The sequence below is a fragment of the Negadavirga shengliensis genome (genome assembly GCF_042652345.1).
GTDB classification, from domain to species: Bacteria; Bacteroidota; Bacteroidia; order Cytophagales; family Cyclobacteriaceae; genus Negadavirga; species Negadavirga shengliensis.
The window spans coordinates 148,198-170,048 of the sequence record NZ_JBHSJJ010000002.1; the positions used below are offsets into that span (position 1 = coordinate 148,198).

Below are 21,851 nucleotides of genomic sequence, written 5' to 3' on the forward strand. Positions count from 1 at the left end.
GCGATTAACTGTAACGAGGATTTTCATCTTTTTATAATTGTTTTTTTATTGGCCATGTGGAACCACCACTGATAATTATCTTCCTGTGTGTCAAGACTCGACATGGTGGTTTCATATGTTTAAAATTTAAGGGTTCCTGTAAAATTCAGAGATTGCTGGTAGGACAACAGGCTTTTCGGTTCCGAAGCATGTATAAAAGAAAACCGGTAAACAGTGCCTATACCCCATTTTTTTGAAACCGGATACTGATAAGTCAGGCTGAAGTCGGACCTTTGTAGCTTGTCCCAGAAAGCAAATTGGCCATCTTCTATAAAGGCCATGATGATCCTGACAGGCTTATGTGAGGAAATGTTTTCTATAAACCGGTCATCCTCAGCAAGATAAGGAGGTCTGGCCATCCAGGTGATCAGCGGCAACTCAAGTTGAAATGAAAATTCATGCTTGTTGTCAAAGATCCACCGCTTTTTATACCAAATTCCTCCCGACTGGCCGATGTAGTAGCCAAACATGTTGGAAAGGGTGAAATTGTAAAATGAAGCCTGTAGATCAACCTTCAAAGCAGCGCCTAACCAGGACTTTGCCCGGGACGTTTTCCCCAGGGTTTTACCAATGCCATAATTAAGATGAAAAAACAAAAATTCATGGGGCAAAACCATGTGGGAATGGTCGCCCATTTCCATTTCATAAGAACTGCCTATCTGGGAAGTATTATAGGTGATGCCGGTTTCGACAAACTGAAAAAAATCTTTCTCTCTCTGATAAGCCAGACCGTAACTATGAAAGGAACGGTCGGTGTGAACAAACGGGGAATAAACCAGATCCTTCCTGGCCAGATATGTCATTCCTGCGGAAATTACAAGCGATTCCTGCTTGCTTTCCTGGGCAAAGCCCCTGCCCATCCAAGCGACTTGGATGATCACGGCGATGGTTATGAGCTGTAATTTCATAAATTACTGATTATTAGTTTTTTGATTAATATATTTTTACTATTCTTTGCAAAATTGTAGCGGATTTACGGGTTTTGGAAGGACACTTTCCGGACATAACCGGACAAAATTTTGTCCGGTCGATGGACTAGCTATTAGATTGTCCGGATCTGTCCGGTACCGGTCCTTTATTCGTATATGTCAGCCGCCTACCTTTGAAAAGTATTACTTCAATAATGTGAGGATTTTCAAAAATGAACAAGCAGATAAAAGTGGTATTTGCCGTGCTGCCCAAGGTCCACCTGATTGATTTGGCAGGTCCGGTCCAGGTTTTTTATGAAGCCAATCAATTTGGTTCCCAGTTCAAAATCGCCTACTGTACTCTGGAAGGTCAGGACACTGTCAGCTCCCAACAAGGCCTGGGCTTGGCAGGAATCCCTACCCATCACCAAACTGAACTGGCGAAAGGGGATTACCTGTTTGTTCCCGGAATAGAGTTCAGCGCGATAAAGAACGGTCAGCTGAAGTCAGGATATGAAGCTTTTTTTGATTGGCTCCAAGCACATTACGAGGCCGGGGTGAATATATGTACGGTTTGCAGCGGGACGCTGGTGCTGGCAGCCGCTGGGATGTTAAAAAACAAAACCTGTACCACCCATTGGAAATGTATCGATTACCTGAAAGAGAACGGTTCATTGATCAAAATCATAAACGACCAGCTTTATGTCAAGGATGGAAATTTGTACACAAGTGCGGGTATGACCTCTGGCATAGACATGGCACTTTCCATTGTGGAAGAGAATTGTGGTCCTGTTATCACCTCTAAAGTAGCGCGGGAAATGGTAGTTTTTCTTCGGCGGACAGGCAAACAGTCACAGAAGAGCATCTATCTTGATTTCAGAACCCATATCCACCCGGCGGTTCATTCCGTACAGGATCATATCATCCAGCATCCTACAGCAAAAAACCCGATTGAGGAATTGGCGGACCTGGTCAATATGTCTGATAGAAACCTTACCCGGTTGTTCCGCAAACACACGGGCATTAGCATCAACGAATTTAAAACCAAATGCAGGCTGGCTTATGCCGAAAATTTGCTGAAGGATCCAGGCCATACCATCGACTTTATAGCCGCGCAGTGTGGCTTTAAAGATGCCAGACAATTAAGGCGTATTTGGAAAGAATTTTATGGAATCAGCCCGTCGGAATTTAAATCCGCCTTATAAACCCGGTACATCAGAAATCATTTGGATAAGACAAATCATTAAGCGGTCCCATAACGAACAGGTAAAAGTGACCGGATTCCTTCGTCCATGTTGGGTTCACCATAAAGATCTCCCCACCCCGAAGGGGTGAAACTTATACACTAACCCCGGGAGAAACCCGGTGGCTAAGAAAGCCAACACAGCCCCCAACCCTGAAGGGGTTGAACCTCCGATAACGGATCGTAGGAGCAAAACGTGCCAGTCCCGGAGTAACGGAAAAACCCTACCTTATCCCCTGATCAGGGTACTTGCCCGTCACACTGCGGCCAAAAGCCTTCATCTCCTCTATCTGCTCCTCCATCCTGCCATCGGGCTGGATAAGCGGACCTATCCCCGCCAGCTTCTTTTTGTAATCCAAAAAACCGATCACCACCGGTACACCCGCTCCTTGCGCGATGTGATAAAATCCGGACTTCCATCTGGGCGCATAACTTCTGGTGCCTTCCGGCGTGACCATGATCACCAGTTCCTCCCTTTCGTTGAGCATCTGGACCATGGCTTCGGTGTAAGTCTGCTTACGTTTCCCCGGCAACCGCTTCCTGTCAATGGCAATCCCGCCCAAGGCTTTGATAAGCCAGCCCAGCGGGCCCACCATGATCTCTTTCTTGATGGTGAATTTTACCGGGATATCCATGATATAAAACGCCGCACGCGCATAAAGCAGATCCCAGTTGCTGGTATGCGGTATCGCTATAAGTACAGCCTTCCTTACACCGGCAGGCCATCCGCCTGCTATTTTCCATCCGGTAATCCAAAAAACAAATCTTGCCAATAACTTCATCTTTTTATAAAATTTTCATCTCAGGATGTGCCTCCAGGTATTTCAGCGTGGCTTCATATCCCTCCGTATAAATAGCCCGGGCTTTCTTGACCTCCAGTATGCCGTACCGGGCCAGCCCGGCAGGCTCTATAAAATAGGTGCATTTAGGTTTTCTGCTATAAGCATTGTAATTCATAGACATGATCACGGTTCTTTCGATCAAAGTCTTGATATGCCGGATGTTTGGATTTTCCGGCAGCTGATTACAGTTCACTCCGATAATAGCGGCGCATTTCCCTTCCAGCGGCTCCACAGGCAGGTTGTTCAAAACCCCTCCATCAATATAAAAATCCCCGTTCATAACAACAGGTTTAAATAACCCCGGGATGCAGGAGGATGCAATCAAGGGCGCTATCAGGGGGCCTTCCTGGAAATACGCTATTTTGCCTTTGGATACGTTGGTCGCGGCTATGGAAAGGGGGATTTTCAGTGCGTCAAAATTATCCTCAGGCAAATATTGGCAACATAAGGGGATAAGCCTGTCAAGTGTCAACAAACCTTTCCGGCTGAGGGCGGGCCTTACAAATTTAAAGAACTTGGTTTCCGTTATGATTTCCAGAATTTCCCGAGGGGCATATCCATAAGCATACAGGGCCGCCACAATGGCTCCCGCGCTGGTTCCCGATAGATGGGTTGGCGCTATTCCCGCCTCATGCAAGGCCTGCAATACCCCCAGGTGGGTTACCCCCCTTACACCCCCCCCGGATAATACCAGCCCTATTTTGCTTTCCGTTTCCAACGATCTCACCAAATGCATAAAATTTAACCCCTGCGAACGCAGAGGTTATGGCTTAATTCAATATTGGGCGATTGCCCCATGGCTACTCATTGACTATCCCCATGGAGCAAAATTTATCTATTCTCTTTCCGATCCTCTCCTTCGGCTTCAGCTTGTCCAATTCAAGAAGTGACGCATTGATCGCATTTTTGATCCTCATGGCCATGTCCTTCATATTCCTGTGGGCTCCCCCCAAAGGCTCTTCAATAATGCCGTCAATCAGCTTGTGGTTCAACATATCGTGACCGGTAAGCTTCAGGGCCTCGGCAGCCTGTTCTTTATAATCCCAACTCCTCCAGAGAATCGAGGAACAGGATTCCGGAGATATCACGGAGTACCAGGTATTCTCCAGCATGAATACCTTATCACCGATAGCGATGCCCAAAGCACCGCCGGATGCACCCTCCCCTATGATGATGCAGATGACAGGAACCTTTAACTTGAACATTTCACGCAGGTTTCTGGCTATGGCCTCACCCTGGCCTCTTTCTTCCGCCTCAATGCCCGGAAACGCTCCGGGGGTATCTATCAACGTGATGATCGGTTTGTTAAATTTTTCGGCCATTTTCATCAACCTAAGGGCTTTTCTATAACCCTCTGGATTGGCCATTCCGAAGTTCCTTTCCTGACGCTGCTTGGTGTTTCTGCCTTTCTGCTGACCTATAAACATCACCGTCCTCCCGTCTATATCTCCCAGACCGCCTACCATCGCCTTGTCGTCTTTAACATTTCTGTCACCATGCAATTCAATAAAATCATTGGTCATTTCATAAATATAATCCAATGCATAAGGCCGGTCGGCGTGCCGGGAGAGCTGCACCCGCTGCCACCTGGTCAGATTTTGGAATGTTTCTTTTTTCAAGGTCCGGATTTTTTCTTCCAAGGACTGGATATCAGTCGATAAATCTATATGCTTACCTTTCGCCAAATCGATCATTTCCTGTAGCTTCTGTTCCAGTTCAGCGATGGGTTTTTCAAATTCTAATACCATAATTTATTATTTTGACCACAGCAAAGATAAATATTTATTTTTGAATCTCTTTGACACGCAGGTATCAAGAAACAGAATGTAGCTGTGTCTAAATCCATTACAATATTTTGCCGTCTTTCATGGTCAACATCCTGTCAGACATCTTTGCGAGGTTCTGATTATGGGTTACGATGACAAATGACTGTCCGAATTCATCCCTCAGTTTAAAAAACAGCTCATGCAAGGCCTGGGCACTATGGGTATCCAAGTTGCCACTGGGTTCGTCCGCAAAAATAATGGCGGGATCATTGATCAATGCTCTTGCCACGGCCACCCGCTGCTGCTCACCGCCTGAAAGTTCCGAAGGCTTGTGCTGCAGTCGCTCTTTGATGCCCAGCAAGGTTGCCAGTTCCCGCACCCTGTCTTTTAATTCCTTCTCCTCTCTCCCGCTTATAAGTCCGGGAATGATGATGTTCTCTTCCGCCGTAAACTCGGGCAGCAGGTTATGAAACTGAAATATAAACCCGATCTTCCGGTTTCTGAAGGCCGCCAGTTTGTCACCACTTAATTTGGAAAGGTCTACTCCTCCCACCTCCAGCGTCCCCGAATCCGCTTTATCAAGGGTGCCTAATATATGCAGCAGCGTACTTTTGCCGGCGCCCGAAGCGCCCACGATGGATACGATTTCACCGGGCATGATGTCTACATCCACCCCTTTGAGTACGTGAAGGTCCCCGTAATGTTTATGGATTGATTTAGCTGTCAGCATATGGATCAAAAAACGTGGGTAGCCATCAGCCGGCTAGCTTTTAATACAGGTATATACATGGGCTAAAATTAAACATTTTTCAACAAATACGCAGCGGAACACCGGGAATACCTCTCCTATACCCTTCATCTGTCTGAAAACTAACCTTATATCCCTCCCCTTAAAACGGAAAAACCGAAAAATAACCTCAGGGAGGTTAAAAAGGAAACCGGAAATCTTGAATAATCGGACATTTGCCATTAACTTCGGGCAAAAATTTCGACTAGGATGAATATACACGAATACCAAGCAAAAGAAGTTTTAAAATCATATGGGGTAAAAATTCAGGAAGGCATCGTCGTGGACAGCCCTGAATCCGCATTGGAAGCAGCGAAAAAACTGAATGCAGAAACAGGCACTTCCTGGTACGTATTGAAAGCCCAGATCCATGCTGGGGGTCGTGGCAAAGGCGAAATCAAAGAAACCGGTTCCAGAGGCGTGGTCTTGGCCAAATCCCTGGATGAGGTACCTGAAAAAGCCAAAAACATCCTTGGAGGAACTTTGGTCACCATACAAACAGGTGATGAAGGAAGAAAAGTCAAAAAATTACTGGTCGCCCAGGATGTTTATTATCCCGGCGATTCAGAACCCAAAGAATATTACCTGTCTATCCTGCTCGACAGGGCAGCCGGCAGCAATGTCATCATGGCTTCGACAGAAGGAGGCATGGATATTGAAGAGGTGGCGGAACATTCCCCGGAAAAAATCATCAAGGAATGGGTGGACCCCCAGTTGGGCATCCAGCCCTATCAGGCCCGTAAAGTGGCGTTCAAGCTTGGCCTGCATGGGAACGCGCTGAAAGAAATGGTGAAATTCATCATGGCTTTGTATGCCGCATACGATGGATCAGACGCATCACAGTTCGAAATCAACCCGGTTTTGAAAACTTCAGATGACCAGATTCTGGCTGTCGATGCAAAAGTAAATCTGGATGACAATGCCCTTTTCAGGAACAAAAAACTTGCGGAACTGAGAGATCTTGATGAAGAAGACCCCTTGGAGGTCGAAGCCGGGGAATCAGGTTTGAATTATGTAAAGCTGGATGGCAACGTAGGCTGTATGGTAAACGGTGCAGGTCTCGCCATGGCTACCATGGACATGATCAAACTATCAGGAGGCGATCCCGCCAACTTCCTGGATGTAGGAGGAGGGGCCAACGCGCAGACCGTGGAAGCCGGATTCAGGATCATTTTAAAGGATCCAAAAGTCAAGGCCATCCTGATCAATGTGTTTGGGGGCATCGTCAGGTGTGACCGGATAGCCAGTGGCGTCGTGGAAGCTTACAAATCCATAGGTGACATCCATGTGCCCATCATCGTCAGACTCCAGGGCACCAATGCCGAAGAGGGCGCCAAAATAATAGACGAATCAGGCCTCAAGGTCACTTCCGCTATCACTTTGAAAGAAGCGGCCGAAAAAGTACAAAAGGTACTGGAAGAAGTGGCATCATAAAATACAATGGCAAGGTCCGGGAAAATTTCCCGGGCATTAAGCGTCCGTAGTTCAACTGGATAGAATATCGGATTTCGGCTCCGAGGGTTGAGGGTTCGAATCCTTCCGGACGCACAACATCCCCGCAAACGGTATGATCCGATTGTGGGGATTTTTTGTTTTAGGCACGCAGCCGGGGTATAAAGTGATCCCTCTATGCAATAGCCGCCTCCAATCTCTTGATATCCAGTTTTTTCATCTGCATGAAGGCCTTGGTGATTTTTTCGGCTTTTCCTGCATCCCTCATGGCCTCGGCCAGCATGACCGGCACTACCTGCCATGAAAGGCCAAATCTGTCTTTTAACCAACCACAGGGACCTTCTTCCCCTCCTTCACTGAGCATCTCCCAATAATAATCCACCTCCTCCTGCGTTTTGCAATTTACAACAAACGATATGGCTTCATTGAAGGAAAAATCATGTTCCAAAGAGCTGTCCATCGCCATAAATACCTGTCCGTTTAAGGTAAACTGGGCATGTTTTACAGTACCCTCCACTCCATCATCCACGGCAGTATTTTTCAAGATACCTACAACCTCGGCATCCTTAAAGACAGAGGTGTACAGTTTGATGGCCTCCTCGGCACGTCCTGCCTGATCTCCGACAAACAGAAGAGACGGTGTTATTTTTTGCCCCACATCTTCCAGTTTGCCCAGGGCGACCTGCCATGAGAGACCAAACCTGTCATTCACCCAGCCGTATCTTTCACTCCAATCATACTTGTCCAGCGGCATCAATACCGTGCCCCTTTCCGAAAGGGCAGACCAAAGGGTAGCCAGCTCTTTTTCTGTTTCACAGACTATAAAAAAAGATACCGACGGATTGAAGGTGAAATGCGGGCCAGCGTTCAGGGCAGTAAAGCGCTGCCCTCCTATTTCAAACGCCATGGTCATAACACTCCCTTCCGCCATGCCGTGGATATCTTTACCTTCTTTTCCATACCGGGTTATTTGGCTTACCTGTCCGTCTTCAAACAAACCGGTATAAAACTTTACTGCTTCCTCCGCTTGGTTATCAAACCAAAGACATGTGGTTATTGGGTGTAGTGGTGCCATTTTTTTGTAGATAAAGTCTTTTAGAAACGATGACTCATCAAAGTTACAGGACTTTGGATTTACCCAAAGCCCCTGATAACGACAAATTTACAGGTAGATCACGACAAACGCATTTTGCCGGTTTATGCCTATCTCGAATCTCCACCTACCCATACGGACGTCATGGTTAAAGATCCTCCCACCGCCTTGTCGTTGAAAAATGAAACCTCCTCTTTCGCTCCCTGCAAGCCCAAGACATACAATAAAGGGAGATAATGATCGGGTGTGGGAATGGCCAGTTTACCCGCCTCGCCCATATTTTCATATGCAATCAGTTCCTTATGGTCCCGGTTATGGATTTTGGTCTTGAAAACATGGTTCATTTCCAAGGCCCAGTCATAACCATATTCAGTCTCATTCAGTTTATCCCAAGCCACCATTCTGAGGTTGTGGACCATATTACCGCTTCCAATGATCAGGACGCCCCGGTCCCGAAGATCAGCCAGTTCCTGGCCTAGCCGGTAGTGGTATTCGGGGGATTGATAATAATCGATGCTCAACTGTAAAACCGGTATGTCTGCTTCCGGATACATGTGGCGGACCACCGTCCAGGTGCCATGGTCCAACCCCCACTCATGGTCGGGCTTTACTTGGGTGCTTTTGATCTGCCGGGCCGTATAGGCCGCCAGCTCAGGGTTACCGGGCGCGGGGTACTGAACCTCAAAAAGTGCCTGGGGAAATCCCCCGAAATCATGGATCGTCCGGGGTTCATCCATAGCGGTGATAAATGCCCCTCTGGTAAGCCAATGAGCGGAGATCACCAGCACCGCCGACGGCCTGGGAATCACCTGGCCCATTTTTGCCCATTGACCTGAAAACTGGTTATCTTCAATCCCATTCATTGGAGAACCATGTCCCACGAACAAAGCCGGCATTTTGTTCCCCTTTTTTAAATGTGCAAACCGGTCTTTAAGCTTATTTGTATCCATCACTCCCGATATCATTTATCACACAACAAAAACCAATGGAAAAAGATGCAGGAACCTTGCGGGGAATATGATTGCCGTGGATCCGGCCCGTTTATTGTTCCTGACCCACATGAAGTTAGCGGCCTTCGTAAACCCTGTTGATCCTGGGCTGCAAAAACCAGATCCCAATGGGAAGAAACACCGCCATGATGAATTCGCTGAAGTAATCCGCTGAACGGACAGCGCTTTTTCTTTCCGTCCTGACGAGGGTTTTAGCCAAATAGGTCAAAGCATAAAGCCAGGTAAAAAGGGCCACGAACATCACCAAGCCCACCGCAAGATAGGCCCATGAAGCAGGCGTTTCTTCATTTTCCCAGTAAATAAAATTATAGACCAACAGTAACGAAAACATAATAAAAGATGTGGCCACGCTTAAGGTGAACCTGTAAGGTCCTGTAACAGGTCTGTCATTGTCCTTTTGGCTCAACCAGCTTCCCGAAGACCATATCCATAAAAAATAAGACACAAAAGGGATGATCATGATCAGATTGGCGGCGAGATCCAACGCAGACCTGGCTTTGGCATCAAGGAAGGGTGAAATGGCGAAAATCAGGGAAACAAAAAAAGGAATACCGATCAAGAGAAGGAAAAGATGCCAATGCTTCAATTTCAGAAAGATATTCATGGTTTCTTTTTTTAATAAACCAGCAATTAGAAAATTTAAAGGCAAGCCAGGGCTAAAAACCGGATACCAGCATTATATACCTTTAAATTTAAGCATTTATCATGGTCTTTACACGGGCATCGACAAAAATCGGATCAAGCCATAATTCCGGCGATCTGATTTTAACTGTCCGAGGCCGCATCCCGAAGTACAGGAATTCCGATCCGGGTAATCCGGGACAGGACAGGTTTTCACGGGATGACAAGAAGGGTTGTAGTTCCAAACAACTCCTAAAAAGTGGCCACATCCTGTTTTTTTGCAGCCTTTAAAACCATATGATCCGTGAAAATCAGTAAAGACGTGTCCCGGACCAGCTCCGGGATTAGTGGACCTTTTCCCATTTCCACTTGATCCCGAAAATCGACCCCTGTATGAAACTGGATTAATAGGAAAACACCATCCCTATATGATAACACCAAAGCCATCCCCCGTCGCCAACTGGACTACTTTGGCAACCCGAAAACAATGGAAGTAAATGAGGTAACGTTAATCGACTCAGGTTAACAGTTTAGCTTTTTGGTGTTCTTTCCGCGTTCTTATCATTTTTAATAAAAGCAATTTTTCCTGTTAACTCTTTTATGAGCTCATCGACACGTCGTTCATATTCCTCAAATTTCTGGTCTATACGGTTGTCTATGGCGTCGGCAAAATCTTCACCTTTCCGTATCATCTTTTTGCGTATATCTCTTCCTTTTTGGGGAGCAAACAGCACACCCAACACCAGGCCTGAGGCAATTCCAGCCAAAATACCTGTTATGGCTTTTCCGGTATTCATCGTCTTATGGTTTAAGGTTTAATTTATCGTATGTAAAATAGCTGACATACTTATTTTGTCCTATGATATCTGTTATGCTTTCCTCAAAACATTTATCATGGGAAAAAAGTTATAAAAAACCGGCAAAACATGTATTTGAGGCTGACTGTCTGTCAGGCTGGTGTGAAAATATCAGGAACCCATGGGATGCATGTCATAGCTCAAGGTTATAGGGAATGTAATTTTCCCATTCCCATGGGGTGTAAATATCCCTGATGGCCACTTCCAACAATTCTTTAAAAATACTCTCCCCATTGTCACTGTTCGACATTATCATAACCCCTTTCTTTGCCTCCAAAAAAACAATGGAATAATGCTGAAAACCATCGCCATGCCCCTCTTTGAAAGCAGCCCTCCCAAATGGCGTATGCAGCAGCCCCCAGCCCAAACCATAGCTTAACTGTACACTGTCATTTAGCGTTGAATCTTTTTCGGCCAGCGGGCCGAATTGCTTTACAGACCGTATCCTGATCTGTGGGGTAAAAATCTCATTCCAGGATGCATTGTTGATCACCTGACTTTGGAGCACCGCTTCCAAAAATTTACCATAATCCCCCGCAGTGGTTTCCAAAGTGCTTGCTGACCTGGGCTCATTGTCCGTATCTTTGGGATAAAGTTCACCGCTGACTGTATGACCATAGGCAAAATCCTCTGTAAAAGCCTCTTTCCATTGATAGCTTGTTCTATGCATGCCCAGAGGCTGGAATATTTTTTCCCCGGCCAGTTCTTCAATTCCTTTGCCGAGCATTTTTTCAAGAACAACCTGTAAATAGACCAAACCCTCCCCTGAGTAACTGTACCTGCTTCCCGGCTCAAACTTTACTCTAAGCTTGTGATCAGGCTCAAACCACCGCCAGTTGGGAAACCCGGAAGTATGTGCCAGACACATCCTGGCCGTGATTTTATGATAGAGCGAATCATCCTTTAAATCCGAGAAATCATCATGCCATCGGGTAACGGGTTTGTATTCATAAATCTGTTTGGGCAAATAAGACGCTAAAGGTGTATCCAGATCTATTACTTTTTCTTCTACAAGCTTCATGACAAGAACAGAAAATAATGCTTTACTGAAAGAAGCCCCATAGATATTGGTCGAATCCGCCAGTATTGACTTTTTACCATAATCTTTATAACCAAAAATTTTCTGATAAGCTATTCTATTATTCTCAAAAACCGTAACTGCCAACCCATGAACATTGGCATCTTCAACCAACTGTCTGATCTTTATGGTTAAAGCGTCTTTTGTGATGATTGATCCGTCCAGACGGGTAATATTATCGTCGGGTAGGGTGTGACAGCCTCCCGTGCCAAGAGCAAATAGCACTATGACAACACTTAAACCGTTTATCACCGGGCTGTTTTTTCTAGCTAAAAACCGGATGGATAAAGGATAATAGCATTTTTGAGCTTTTACAACATAAATGATGTTTGCAAATATCACGATGACACTGAAAGGAATGACACTTATAAAAAATAGAAACCCATATCCTTCTATAGTAAATAATGCGATAAAAGCCAAAGCAAACAAAATGGTAATGGTGATCTGAAAATTGATAATGGCTCTTCCGTGTTTGTCATAGATAGGATTATCCTCCCTTTTATGAATCCAGAGAAATACAGCAGACAAAATGTTAAAAAAAGGAATCGCCAGGCCCAGAATGGGAAGCCCATGCATTAATAACAACCACTTCATCTGTAAGTTTTCATTCTTTGGATTTTCCAAAACCATCAACTCGGTTACCGGGACCCCCAATCCCTCCGCCAAAAGCTGAACCGTTTCCAGATGGGGACTTACTTCCCCCTTTTCTATCCGCTGGATGGTGCGTACGTTTACACCGGTTACTCCTGCTAATTTTTCCTGTGAAAAACCTTTGATCTTTCGCTGGTAGATCAAGTTTTTGGCAATGTTGTTCTTTTCCATTTTGTTTGATGGGTTACTTCACAAAGCTATCAGAAAATGGGGGACATGATTACGGCATAAGCATGTCAGGTTCCTGTCTTTACCATCAGGGCAAAAGAAATTTACCATTTAAATGGCATTTTCATGCAATATTGCCTGTAATTATAACCAAAAAAACCTCCAGGGAATGATTCCCCGGAGGTCCCTTGATCAAGGAGAAGTCTTCGTTACCTAACGGGTACCCAGAGAACGGCGTCAGCCACCACTACCCCATCGGCTCCACGGTTGGTGATTTCTACATAAGTCTCCTGGTCTCGATCCAAGGCATATTGCCCCAAATGCACCCATTCGCCCGATGTCTGTCCTTCCACACGGATATCATCTTCCTTTACCGTGATCTCCTGGGTAGCTTTGCCGTCAGAAACCTGTACACGGGTCTGTGAAGTGGCATTCTGGGTCCTGGAGAAATATACATACACGTCATACTGGCCCGCTTCTTTTACCTCGGGGGTGAACCGGACGGATTTTTCCCCGGCGCCTTTCGAAGTATCCACCAGGAAGCTGGGGCCATAGCCTCCACGAGGCTGGCTTTCCCAGTCTCCCTTAAGGGTGACCCCACGCTCGTCGTCATTGTCTACCAATATCTCAGCCGTACTCCCGTCTGCCAGCGGGTTTTCCTTCAGTTCTCTTTGCAATGCCACCACATCCACCTCCTGCACACTTTGGCCATTGTCGATGGCCATACAGGCCGCCACCGCGGAAGACTGGGCCAGCACCATAAATACCGGCTCCATGCGGATGGAGCCATAGGCAATGTGGCTGGCAGAAAGGGCCGCAGGTACAAAAAGGTTTTTGGCCTCCTGCGCCTTGGGAATGATGGAACGGTAGGAAATCGGATAAGGACCGAATCCCCCGATCTCCACGTTGCCTTCGTTTTTCACCATCTTCTTGCCGTCTTTCTCTATGACGATACGCTGAATATTATGGGAATCCATAGTATATGCCGCCATGCCGACACCGTCTTCCACTACCTCATCGCCTACGCAGTTGGCCTCGGTCATCACATACTCCCCGATCATTCTCCTCACTTCCCTCACATAAAGTTGTGGTGACCAATGATCATTGTCCACATATTCGTCCTTGGGATATCCCCACTGCTGCATCTCTTCCTGGATTTCTTTCGGCACTCTCGGGTCGGTCTTGTAGAAAAAAAGGAGAGACTTGGTATAATTGGTATGGTCTTCTATGATCTCCTTTCTTCTGTCATAGTCACCTTCCGGATAATCATGGTTCATCCCGATCATATCGGTGGAAAAGCCTCCCCTGTTGTTGATGTCAGTTTTGCTGTTCGGCATATGGCTCCAGATAAAATAGTCATTCAGCCTTTTCCTATCAGGCTGTGCCTCAAAAAGCCTCACCAGCAGATCAAACATCGAAGGATCGTAGCCGTCGGGCTCGGTGATTTCTATGCGGTTATCCGGATCATTGGTAAGGCATATCCTGTAATTATACGCCTGGATTTTGTCGTCACCTGTCCCATCCGGTTCAAGCTCATCTTCACTGATGCCCCAAAGCAAGCCACTGGACGGATCGCCCGGTGTTTTGTAGGGATCTATGCCGTCCGGAAACTGATGCCCGGTCATCAGCTGCACCCCATTGTACGTTTCACCATATTGGGAATTGGCTTCACGGCCGATGGCATAACTCACCCCGGAGCGGGCCATCAGGTCACCCTCGTAAGTGGCATCGATAAACATTTTGCCGCTTACCTTTTTGTTGGTATCACGTGAAGGGTTGCTGGATTTTTCCAGTTCGATCTCCCGGATGTACCCGTCTTCCTTGCGGGAATCAATAATACGCAAGTCATAGTGGACTTCAATGCCCGCACGGTCCAGGTAATCCTGATAGGTGGCTTTGGCCACACTGGGTTCGAATATCCATTGTTCGAATTTGCCGTAATGCTCCCCGAGTCTCCTGTAAAAATCTCTGGACAAGCCCGTGACGGCATATTTGTTGCCAATATCGGTATAGCCAAGGCCTCCGGTGGTCAGTCCGCCAAGGTGGTGGCTGGGCTCTATCAGGATCACAGACTTACCCATGGTCTTTGCCGTATAAGCGGCGATCACACCCGCAGAGGTAGCGCCATAGACCACCACATCGTATTCATCCGCTTCCCCATTCTCCTGGGGAGCACATCCATAGCCCGTCAAAAAGAGGACAATCAGTAGTATATCAAATATTTTTCTCATCGTTATTATGATTAGAATTGAGTTTAGTAAAAATCAAAAGTCGAAAGTCCATCACCTGTGAACCCGGTATTTCCAATGCCTTAAGGCTCATTTCAGCCCTTCCCTTTTCCAGACGCATGCTTCCCAGGTTCAGGGGTATGAAATCCTTAACATAAGATTCCATACGTTCCACGCGGTCATTTTCCATCCCTCTGAGCGGCGGATCGTGGGCAGTGGTGACCTCGCCCTCCAACCGGCTGTTTCCAACCTGCAACACAAACCTGGAGCCGACGTCTGCCTTGGGACAGGTATAATAAAGTTCCACCGCATATTCACCTTCTTCCATTACTTCCACATCCCAGGTAATGCGGTCTTCCAGGTCGGTCCAGTGGGTAAAGAAGGAATCATTGGGAAATTGGTTGGAACGCTGTATCTGACCATGGGCCTTTGCATCCCTTGCCGGCATCTGGGCAATGGTAAAACCCGGATACCCTAAGGTAAAAGGCCGGTCATCTTCTGAATATTCCTTTGCCATTTCCTTTTCCCAATTTTCCTTTCCAGCCATTAACTGAGCAGTTATTTCCCTTTCTTCCTTGCTGATATCCCTGGTCTGTCCAGGATCCCTGACCATATCAAAAAGCTTGTTTTCCCTATCGAGCCGGTAACGCTGGGTCCGAACACTCACGTTGCCGTTCCAATGGTTGAATATCATCCTGTCTTCCCATTTCGACCCATCTTCTAATAGGAGGGGCTTCAAACTGACACCATCTAATGGCTTTTCTGTCTTATAATCCAATCCCGCCAGGTCGGCCAATGTGGGAAACAGATCAATTGTCCCGGCAATATGGGAAACCTGTTTTCCGGCAGGGATTACCCCGGGCCATTGGATAAAGAACGGAGAACGGACACCCCCTTCATCGGTGGAGCCTTTCCTTCCTTTCATGCCGCCGTTCCAACGGAAACTGTTGGGCCCATTGTCACTGAAATAGACAACAATGGTGTTGTCCTCCAAATCCAGACTGCGCAGCTTTTCCATTAGCCGCCCTACATTCCAGTCGATGTTCTCACACATGGCCAAAGCTGCTTTGGTAAACAGAATGTCTTCGTTTTGGGATTCAGGAAGCAGCATTTCCAATTCTTTGTCCTTAAAACGCTCCCAAAAAACATCAGGAACCTGCATCGGGGAGTGCGGCGTGTTATAGGGGAGATAAACCAAAAAAGGTTCATCCCTGTGGTCTTCTATAAAAGCCATGGCCTTCTCCGTAAAATCATCGGCTGTAAAACCCCTGCCTTTTACCGGAATGCCATTGTGCTCCAAAGGAGGACTGAAATAGTCCCCCCAGTGACCGGAGCAGAACCCATAAAACTCCCCAAACCCCCTGGCATTGGGATGATAGGGCGGCTGCATGCCATTGTGCCACTTGCCAAAAGCAGCGGTAGCATAACCTGCTTTCTGAAATATATCGGCAAATGTGGTTTCATCAAGATTTAATCTTTCCCCGCCTGCCGAGGTACTGTACACGCCTCCCCTCAGGTGATACCTGCCTGTCAGCATTTCCGCTCTGGTGGGAGAACATACCGGGGACACATAGAACCTGTCGAAGCTGGCCCCGCTTGTGGCCAACGCATCGATATTTGGGGTATTCAGGTTCTTGTTTCCGGAGATGCTCAAATCCCCCCATCCCTGGTCATCGGATAGAATAATGACCACGTTGGGAAGTCTGCGGGTTTTTTCTACTTCAGGAGCACCACACCCAGTGGCCAAAAGAATGGCTCCCTGGATCAGCAGCAACAAGGAAAGATGGATGTTTTTCATTTATTTTGAGGTAATGGCATCTTCCAAGGTAAGAATCTGTCCATCTTCCAGCAATTTTTCCCGCAATTTTGTGTAATCCACATCCTGTACATCAATGCCTTCATCCATGGCCATGATGGCGGCAGTAGTGGCAGATTGGCCCAGAATCATAAAAACAGGTTCCATCCTGATGGATCCGAAAGCGATGTGACTGGAAGATACCGCCACCGGCACCATAAGGTTGGTACATTCCTCTTTTTGGGGTACCAAGGAGCCATAGGCGATTTCATAAGGTTGAGGCAGCGAGACGCCTATGTCCCCTTCATTGTGCACATGGCCGTTCTCATCCACATACCGCTGCACATTATGGGAATCGATGGTGTATGAACCCATGCCCACCGATTCCGGTGTAGGCTTGCGCTGAAGCAGTTCATTTTCTGTCATGACGAATTTTCCGATCATCCTTCTGGCCTCCCTTACATAGATCTGGTGCGGCCAATTGCCATTATCGGTAAATTCATCCTTGGCCAGGCCCCATTTCTGAAATTCTTCCTGGATTTCTTTGGGGACGCGAGGGTCATTGGCCACGAAGTACAGCAATCCTTTTTGATAATCTTCATGCTCCTTGATGATCTCTTTGCGCTTTTCGTAGCTGGCTTCGGGATAGTCATAGCTCATGCCTATGTTATCACTGCTGAAAGGACCATGGTTATTGGTATCGGTCTTACGGTTGGGAATCATGTCGAATTTGCCAAACCATTCCCTCCACCCCGCATCAAAGATCCTGACCAACAACTCGTACTGCGTAGAGTCATAATTTTCCGGTCTGGGAAACGGCTCCCGGTTATCGGGATGGTTGGACATGCATGTCCGGAAGCAATAGGCCTGCACCCTGTGGTCACCTTCCCCCTTCTCCCCCGGATGCTCAGCGCTGATGCGGGGCAGCAACCCGGAAGACGGATCTCCCGGTGTCCAGTACGGATCTATTGGCTGATCCAACACTTTAAAGTGGTGTCTGTGGTGATACACCCCCGTCTGAACGCCGTTCCACTCTTCTCCATAGACGCTGTTGGCTTCCCTGCCTACATGATAGCTTACACCGGATGTGGCCATCAGATCCCCTTCATAAGTGGCATCGATAAACATCCGGCCTTTAAATTCCTTTCCGCTGAGGGTGCGTATGGCGGTGATACGGCTTCCTTCTTTGGTCACCCCTGACTCCCGGTCAAGCCATTCGTCTCTCAGCACTTCAATATCATATTCCCTGACATAGTCCTCATACACCTCTTCTGCTACGTGGGGCTCAAAAATCCACATGGTGCGGAATTCTCCGTCCAACGCCGGGGTCCCCTGGCCTTTGTTGCCAAATTCTGACCGGTCCTCCCATTTCCAGGCCCCGTCGTTTTGATATTTATCGTAGACCCTTTGGTAAAATTCCCGGGACAGGCCCCCGATCACTTCTTTTTTACCGGTATCGGTAAATCCGAGTCCCCCGGAAGTCAGGCCGCCGAGGTGAATGTCTGGAGAGACCACCACCACGGATTTGCCCATTTTTTTGGCCTGTACCGCCGCGGTAATGGCTCCTGAGGTGCCTCCATAAATGACCACGTCAATCACATCCTCTTCTTGGGTACCCGGACTGCAGGCCGTTATGGCCAGTAGAAATACCGAAGCCCATAGCATGCTTCTTATTTTTATAGATTTTATCATATTAAAAAGGGTTTTATTGAAAATCGTTTTTATATTTTACCTCATTCTTTTCCATGATTTTACAAAATTTATACTTGGTCTGGCCAATGGGTATGGATGCCCTGACTGCGGACAAATTGCTGAAATGCTGCCAACAGCTTGCCCTCCCTGATTTCTCTGGGCCTGACCCTTCTTTTTGATGAGAAAGCGAGCAACAATCCCACTGCCTCTCCGATACTCCATTCCACGGGGGCCAGTCGATAGCAGCCGTTGGTTATGTGTGTCGTGCCAATGTTTTTATTGGCAGGAAACAGGTTTTCCTTTGTCTCCGGGATCAGAGCTCCCAACGGTATCTGGAAAGGAAATGAGCGGAAGTCAATGTAGTTATCTCCTCCAGTGCTGGGATGCAGGTCAATGTGATAATAACCGATGCCCACACTGTCATAAAAATTCTCAGCTTTTTCCACATTGGGATTTCCGGTAACCGATGCCCTGTTTTCCCTGCCCACATGCTCTTCCAATATGGTAAACAGGGCCTTGATTCTCCTGGATTCACGGACATAGGGATATTTTGCCATACCATCCTCGGTACCCATCACATCCTTTCGCAATCTGAGGCCAGGCCAACCCCGGCCCCCGTCCATTCTTGGGGCTTCGGTTTGCAGCCAATACAGGAGGGAAAGGTTAAGTTGAGTCGCCCTTGCAACATGCTTTTTAAAGGTTTCCTCTGGGACATCGATCAAACTTCCCAAAAAATAATCATTTTGCGGCCAGTTGACCACCGTGATGTCGCCCTTAAAAAAACCCGGTTCAAAATTGTCTTTGTGGACCAACCTCCTGTAATTCCACAGATTCAGTAAATCACCCGTATTCCCCCCGCGCGGGTCAAATCCCAAAAGCCTGGGTTCCAAGGTGGAGGGGTTGGAATAATGCCAGTCCAATAATTTGCCCGACCAAGGTGGCTTCATCTTCGGTTCAAAATTCCGCCAAAATTCATATTCGTCCGGCTTGTCGATCGTATGGTCTTCCCCCTCCAGATAATCCACAGCAAAACAAAGGGTAAATGCCTGATCGTTGTCCGGATCAGCTTGATCCGGGGCATGCATTTCTCCCGTCTGCTTATTCGATTCCGTGCCGGTCACATAGGCGGTATTGGTCAGCGGCAAGAGATCCCCTAATTCTGTAGCATCTATGAAATAGGGGGCTTCCAGTACCGTTTCACTTCCCCTAATCCTACTTTTTGCGAGAAGTGACCTGACCATCTCCCCATCATTGTCCGCATCAATAACTTTGTGTTCAAGCAGCAAGGTAAGCTGACCATTGCTCAGATAAGGAGCCAGCATCTGGTACATTACAGCCAAGGTTACTTTGGGTTCATGCCCTAATCTCCTGGCGCCCGTAGAATTGCCGGGGTTGAGTAAAGGGTTTTTCCGGGCCTCCTCCCTCATGGGGTAATACTTTCTGTAATAGTCCCGTACCCCATTCCGGTAATCCCTGTACATCTGTGTCGCACCGGTGGTCTCTATCCATTGATGTTCATCAGAGGGAACCCCCTGCTGGGTGATCTGCCCTCCTATCCAATCGGTTTCTTCCGTCATAATGACTTTAAGGCCATTACGCAGGGCCGCCATCCCGGCAGCAAAACCTCCGAGGCCCCCTCCTGCTATTACCACATCCGCCTTCATCTCCTTGGCCCCCGCTCTACTGACATAAGAAACCGGTGCCGGAAAGGCAAGGTGGGGTAATGCCGAGGCTGCCAAACCGCCAGCAGTAAGCCGTCCAATAAAATTTCGTCTATCCATTCTTTTTTTCTGTTATTCAGAAATCGCCCTCCCTTTAACTAGGAAATGATGTGGAGAAGGAGTTGGCGGCATATTTTCTTCAAAACGCAAAAGTGCCACTTCAGCCTTCTATTGCTGTTGATGTTCCAATATCTGCCTGTCCTTCTGTAGCACGGCTTTAAGATCTGCATAAGGCAGGTCCTGTACCGCCACATTTTTGTCGATGGCGAGACTGGCGGCTGTGGCTGCGGACTGGCCCAATACCATAAATACCGGCTCCATCCGGATCGAGCCAAAAGCGATATGGGTGGAACTTACGCAAACCGGCACCAGCAGATTTTCCTTTTCACCCTTCCTGGGTATGATGGCTCTATAAGGTATGGGATAGGGAGCCTTAACGCGAGCTTCTACATTTCCCTCATTTTGTACATAGCCGTTGTGGTCCACATAACGCTGAACCATATGGGAATCCATCCCGTACGCCGCCAATCCCACCACATCTTCCACCGGCTCTTCCAAGCCCTCACAATCCCGCTGGGTGACCACATAGTCACTCAACATGCGCCGGGCCTCCCTCACGTACAATTGGGGCGTCCAGCCATCGCTTTCCGTATACTCATCTTTGGTCATTCCCCATTGGGAGACCACATCCCGTACTTCCTTGGGAATTCTGGGATGATAAGCCAAGGTCCACATCAAACCTTGCTGGTATTCCAAATGTCTTCGGGCAATGGCCTCCCTCTCCTCATACGATGCCTCCGGATAATCGAAGTTCTGCCCGATGAAGTCGGTGGAAAAGCCTTTTTGATTATTGGTGTCTGTTTTTCTGTTGGGCATGGGGGTGTTGATCCAGGGCACCAGGGGATCTCCATAAGGGTACATTTCCTCAATGGGTCCTTTGGCGGCTTCATAGTTTCTAAGAAGGAGTTCGTATTCCAGTTCATTGTAATTTTCCGGCTTTTCAAAAGGAATACGGTTGTCCGGATGATCCGTAAGCGTCATCCGGAAACAATACGCCTGGAGCTTTTTGTCCGCAGAACCGTCTATACCCGGTCCGCCTTCAATAATAAATGGCAAAAGACCGCTGGAAGGGTCTCCCTTCACCACATACGGGTCAACCCCAGGAATAAAGTTGTGATGGACAGCATTGCGGGAAACTTCCCTTTTGAGGGTCACATTGTAGTGATTGGCCTGGACGCCGTTTAAGGTTTCCCCATATTCGCTGTTGGCTTCCCTGCCCACGGTGTAGGTGATCCCCGCTGTGGCCAGAAGATCCCCTTCATAGGTGGCATCCATAAACATTTTACCGGAGTAAGACTCCCCGCTTTCCATGACTATGGTGGTGATACGGTTGTTTTGGGATTTCACGCCATTCTTTCTATCCAGTCTTTGGCCGGTGACCAAGGTGATTTTCTCTTTGGCCAACATTTCTTCATAGACTTGCTTGGCCGCGGTAGGCTCGAAAGTCCACATGGCCTCCTCCCCTTCCACCGACCTGCTTTGTCCAGGACGGTTAAAGTATTCCTCTTTTTTTTGCCACTTCCAGTTTTCAGGCTTGTCGTAGTATTTTTTGATGTTGACGTAAAATTCCTTGGATATACCTCCGATGGCGGATTTGTTGCCGATATCCGTCGCTCCCAGTCCGCCGGTAGTGAGTCCCCCCACATGTGCGGAAGGCTCTATCAACACCACTGATTTGCCCATTCTCGAGCTTTGGATGGCAGCGGCCACTCCGGCGGAAGTACCTCCGTAGATCACCAGGTCATAAGTATGGGTTTGAGAGAAAACAGGCGGCGTCAAAAGAGCATATAAAATAAAAGTAACAGCTAAAATCGTTTTTTTCATGGTTCCAGGTTTATAT

The 21,851-nt window shown here is 47.5% G+C and carries 17 protein-coding genes and 1 tRNA gene; 3 read left to right on the forward strand and 15 right to left on the reverse strand.

What is annotated here, in order from left to right:
- Positions 1-119 precede the first annotated feature (119 nt).
- Positions 120-947 carry a hypothetical protein gene (locus tag ACFPFU_RS03680; protein WP_377061630.1) on the reverse strand — a complete coding sequence of 276 codons (828 nt, stop codon included), beginning with the start codon at positions 945-947 and terminating at the stop codon, positions 120-122.
- A 233-nt stretch (positions 948-1,180) separates the two neighbouring features.
- Between ACFPFU_RS03680 and ACFPFU_RS03685 the strand changes: the two genes are divergently transcribed.
- A complete protein-coding gene (locus ACFPFU_RS03685) occupies positions 1,181-2,152 on the forward strand; it encodes a GlxA family transcriptional regulator (protein WP_377061632.1) in 972 nt (323 codons plus the stop codon).
- 262 nt (positions 2,153-2,414) lie between these two features.
- On the opposite strand, the gene ACFPFU_RS03690 is transcribed toward ACFPFU_RS03685, so the two are convergent.
- The 4 genes from ACFPFU_RS03690 to ACFPFU_RS03705 form a co-directional block, all read right to left on the reverse strand.
- Positions 2,415-2,972, reverse strand: a complete 558-nt coding sequence (locus tag ACFPFU_RS03690) for a 1-acyl-sn-glycerol-3-phosphate acyltransferase (protein WP_377061635.1) — start codon at positions 2,970-2,972, stop codon at positions 2,415-2,417.
- 4 nt (positions 2,973-2,976) lie between these two features.
- Positions 2,977-3,759, reverse strand: coding sequence for a patatin-like phospholipase family protein (locus tag ACFPFU_RS03695; RefSeq protein WP_377062231.1), 783 nt, complete (start codon positions 3,757-3,759; stop codon positions 2,977-2,979).
- 73 nt (positions 3,760-3,832) lie between these two features.
- The gene (locus tag ACFPFU_RS03700; RefSeq protein WP_377061637.1) at positions 3,833-4,780 is read right to left on the reverse strand and encodes an acetyl-CoA carboxylase carboxyltransferase subunit alpha; all 948 of its coding nucleotides are present in this window, start codon (positions 4,778-4,780) and stop codon (positions 3,833-3,835) included.
- A 97-nt stretch (positions 4,781-4,877) separates the two neighbouring features.
- The gene (locus ACFPFU_RS03705) at positions 4,878-5,528 is read right to left on the reverse strand and encodes an ABC transporter ATP-binding protein (RefSeq protein WP_377061639.1); all 651 of its coding nucleotides are present in this window, start codon (positions 5,526-5,528) and stop codon (positions 4,878-4,880) included.
- Between the two features lie 267 nt (positions 5,529-5,795).
- Between ACFPFU_RS03705 and sucC the strand changes: the two genes are divergently transcribed.
- Both sucC and ACFPFU_RS03715 read left to right on the forward strand, forming a co-directional pair.
- The gene (sucC, locus tag ACFPFU_RS03710) at positions 5,796-7,019 is read left to right on the forward strand and encodes an ADP-forming succinate--CoA ligase subunit beta (RefSeq protein ID WP_377061641.1); all 1,224 of its coding nucleotides are present in this window, start codon (positions 5,796-5,798) and stop codon (positions 7,017-7,019) included.
- A gap of 40 nt (positions 7,020-7,059) precedes the next feature.
- Positions 7,060-7,133 (forward strand) — tRNA-Arg (locus ACFPFU_RS03715).
- A 79-nt stretch (positions 7,134-7,212) separates the two neighbouring features.
- On the opposite strand, the gene ACFPFU_RS03720 is transcribed toward ACFPFU_RS03715, so the two are convergent.
- From ACFPFU_RS03720 to ACFPFU_RS03765, 10 genes are all read right to left on the reverse strand, one after another.
- Positions 7,213-8,112: a VOC family protein gene (locus ACFPFU_RS03720; protein ID WP_377061643.1), complete on the reverse strand. Its 900-nt coding sequence runs from the start codon at positions 8,110-8,112 to the stop codon at positions 7,213-7,215.
- 128 nt (positions 8,113-8,240) lie between these two features.
- The gene (gene ygiD, locus ACFPFU_RS03725) at positions 8,241-9,080 is read right to left on the reverse strand and encodes a 4,5-DOPA-extradiol-dioxygenase (RefSeq protein WP_377061645.1); all 840 of its coding nucleotides are present in this window, start codon (positions 9,078-9,080) and stop codon (positions 8,241-8,243) included.
- A 115-nt stretch (positions 9,081-9,195) separates the two neighbouring features.
- On the reverse strand, positions 9,196-9,744 hold the full coding sequence (locus tag ACFPFU_RS03730) for a hypothetical protein (protein WP_377061647.1): 549 nt from the start codon (positions 9,742-9,744) through the stop codon (positions 9,196-9,198).
- 547 nt (positions 9,745-10,291) lie between these two features.
- Complete coding sequence (locus tag ACFPFU_RS03735) at positions 10,292-10,558, reverse strand: YtxH domain-containing protein (RefSeq protein ID WP_377061649.1); 267 nt, start codon at positions 10,556-10,558, stop codon at positions 10,292-10,294.
- 193 nt (positions 10,559-10,751) lie between these two features.
- The gene (locus tag ACFPFU_RS03740; protein ID WP_377061651.1) at positions 10,752-12,518 is read right to left on the reverse strand and encodes a serine hydrolase; all 1,767 of its coding nucleotides are present in this window, start codon (positions 12,516-12,518) and stop codon (positions 10,752-10,754) included.
- 206 nt (positions 12,519-12,724) lie between these two features.
- The gene (locus ACFPFU_RS03745; protein ID WP_377061653.1) at positions 12,725-14,746 is read right to left on the reverse strand and encodes an FAD-dependent oxidoreductase; all 2,022 of its coding nucleotides are present in this window, start codon (positions 14,744-14,746) and stop codon (positions 12,725-12,727) included.
- Positions 14,730-16,541 carry an arylsulfatase gene (locus ACFPFU_RS03750; RefSeq protein WP_377061655.1) on the reverse strand — a complete coding sequence of 604 codons (1,812 nt, stop codon included), beginning with the start codon at positions 16,539-16,541 and terminating at the stop codon, positions 14,730-14,732. Before ACFPFU_RS03750 ends, ACFPFU_RS03745 begins: the two co-directional genes overlap by 17 nt.
- Positions 16,542-18,230: an FAD-dependent oxidoreductase gene (locus tag ACFPFU_RS03755; protein WP_377061657.1), complete on the reverse strand. Its 1,689-nt coding sequence runs from the start codon at positions 18,228-18,230 to the stop codon at positions 16,542-16,544.
- Positions 18,231-18,298: 68 nt separating this feature from the next.
- Positions 18,299-20,011: an FAD-dependent oxidoreductase gene (locus ACFPFU_RS03760; RefSeq protein WP_377061659.1), complete on the reverse strand. Its 1,713-nt coding sequence runs from the start codon at positions 20,009-20,011 to the stop codon at positions 18,299-18,301.
- A gap of 108 nt (positions 20,012-20,119) precedes the next feature.
- Positions 20,120-21,835: an FAD-dependent oxidoreductase gene (locus ACFPFU_RS03765; protein ID WP_377061661.1), complete on the reverse strand. Its 1,716-nt coding sequence runs from the start codon at positions 21,833-21,835 to the stop codon at positions 20,120-20,122.
- Positions 21,836-21,851 lie beyond the last annotated feature (16 nt).

Coding starts and splice junctions, on each gene's coding strand:
- ACFPFU_RS03760 (WP_377061659.1), bottom strand. CDS start 20,011: ATGGATAGACGAAATTTTATTGGACGGCTTACTGCTGGCGGTTTGGCA.
- ACFPFU_RS03685 (WP_377061632.1), top strand. CDS start 1,181: ATGAACAAGCAGATAAAAGTGGTATTTGCCGTGCTGCCCAAGGTCCAC.
- ACFPFU_RS03700 (WP_377061637.1), bottom strand. CDS start 4,780: ATGGTATTAGAATTTGAAAAACCCATCGCTGAACTGGAACAGAAGCTA.
- ygiD (WP_377061645.1), bottom strand. CDS start 9,080: ATGGATACAAATAAGCTTAAAGACCGGTTTGCACATTTAAAAAAGGGG.
- ACFPFU_RS03680 (WP_377061630.1), bottom strand. CDS start 947: ATGAAATTACAGCTCATAACCATCGCCGTGATCATCCAAGTCGCTTGG.
- ACFPFU_RS03755 (WP_377061657.1), bottom strand. CDS start 18,230: ATGATAAAATCTATAAAAATAAGAAGCATGCTATGGGCTTCGGTATTT.
- ACFPFU_RS03690 (WP_377061635.1), bottom strand. CDS start 2,972: ATGAAGTTATTGGCAAGATTTGTTTTTTGGATTACCGGATGGAAAATA.
- ACFPFU_RS03740 (WP_377061651.1), bottom strand. CDS start 12,518: ATGGAAAAGAACAACATTGCCAAAAACTTGATCTACCAGCGAAAGATC.
- ACFPFU_RS03720 (WP_377061643.1), bottom strand. CDS start 8,112: ATGGCACCACTACACCCAATAACCACATGTCTTTGGTTTGATAACCAA.
- sucC (WP_377061641.1), top strand. CDS start 5,796: ATGAATATACACGAATACCAAGCAAAAGAAGTTTTAAAATCATATGGG.
- ACFPFU_RS03745 (WP_377061653.1), bottom strand. CDS start 14,746: ATGAGAAAAATATTTGATATACTACTGATTGTCCTCTTTTTGACGGGC.
- ACFPFU_RS03750 (WP_377061655.1), bottom strand. CDS start 16,541: ATGAAAAACATCCATCTTTCCTTGTTGCTGCTGATCCAGGGAGCCATT.
- ACFPFU_RS03730 (WP_377061647.1), bottom strand. CDS start 9,744: ATGAATATCTTTCTGAAATTGAAGCATTGGCATCTTTTCCTTCTCTTG.
- ACFPFU_RS03705 (WP_377061639.1), bottom strand. CDS start 5,528: ATGCTGACAGCTAAATCAATCCATAAACATTACGGGGACCTTCACGTA.
- ACFPFU_RS03735 (WP_377061649.1), bottom strand. CDS start 10,558: ATGAATACCGGAAAAGCCATAACAGGTATTTTGGCTGGAATTGCCTCA.
- ACFPFU_RS03765 (WP_377061661.1), bottom strand. CDS start 21,835: ATGAAAAAAACGATTTTAGCTGTTACTTTTATTTTATATGCTCTTTTG.